The organism is Paenibacillus sp. J2TS4 (genome assembly GCF_018403245.1).
In the GTDB taxonomy this organism is placed as follows: domain Bacteria; phylum Bacillota; class Bacilli; order Paenibacillales; family NBRC-103111; genus Paenibacillus_L.
This window is the reverse complement of record NZ_BOSH01000040.1, coordinates 1-868: the sequence shown is the minus strand read 5'-3', so window position 1 is coordinate 868 and position 868 is coordinate 1. Positions and strand designations below refer to the sequence as shown.

Below are 868 nucleotides of genomic sequence, written 5' to 3'. Positions count from 1 at the left end.
AGGCCTAGGATGCCCATGAGTCTGTATATTCGCTTATGATTGACATTTAAATGATGTTCTCGGTTTAGTTTAATGGTCATCTGGCGGTATCCGAGGATCCCATCCTTTTCCTCGTAGGCATCTTTAATCAAAGGAAGCAACGCTTTATTGAAGATCTCGTTGTTGCTTTCTTTCCGGTTGATCCATTTATAATACGATGAACGTTGGACCCCAATAAGATCACATAATTGACTTATGGGATATAACTTCGTTTCATGGAGTTCGCGTATTGCAAGGTATATCGTTTCATACCTTACCTGGCTTAAAACCGCCTCCTTTCGATCTCGTCCAGCTTTTTTAGCAAATCGATCTCCATCTGCTTCCTTCTGTTCTCAGCCTGCAGCAGCTTATTCTGTGCCCTTAGTTTCTCGACTTCTGACATCTCATCTTCGGATTTTCTTTTCCCGCGTCTGTCCTGAAGCGCATCCACACCAGATGTTAAGTATTTATTTGTCCATGAATAAACTTGCTGATAGGATACCTGGAATTTCTCAGCTGTCTGGGCATAATTGTTTTGATGTTCAATGCAGAATCTGACGATTTCAACTCTCTCATCGTAAGTCGTGGTTCGTCCTTTAGTCATGATTGGCGTTCCTCCCGTTCTGGAAGCGATCAACTTCTCATGACCATTATACTTTAGAATCCAATCGCGTAATTGGTAAGTTGATTTAATGCCATACCTTTTACAAATATCCATGTGAGAACCGCCACCAGCCAAATAATCCTCGACAGCTATTCTCTTTAACTCTGCAGAATAAGCAGCATTCTTAGATGTTTGCAGCAGTCCGTTTGGACCTAATGACTGGTAAGTCTGAAGCCATTGCCTGAT

At 41.9% G+C, this 868-nt stretch carries 2 protein-coding genes; both read right to left on the bottom strand.

Annotation, left to right across the window (positions count from 1 at the left end):
* A partial coding sequence (locus tag KJS69_RS30450) for a helix-turn-helix domain-containing protein (RefSeq protein ID WP_374706757.1) occupies positions 1–140 on the bottom strand: 140 nt, incomplete at its 3' end.
* Between the two features lie 161 nt (positions 141–301).
* Positions 302–868, bottom strand: a 567-nt coding sequence (locus tag KJS69_RS29350) for a helix-turn-helix domain-containing protein (RefSeq protein ID WP_213587780.1), incomplete at its 5' end; no start/stop codon positions are given.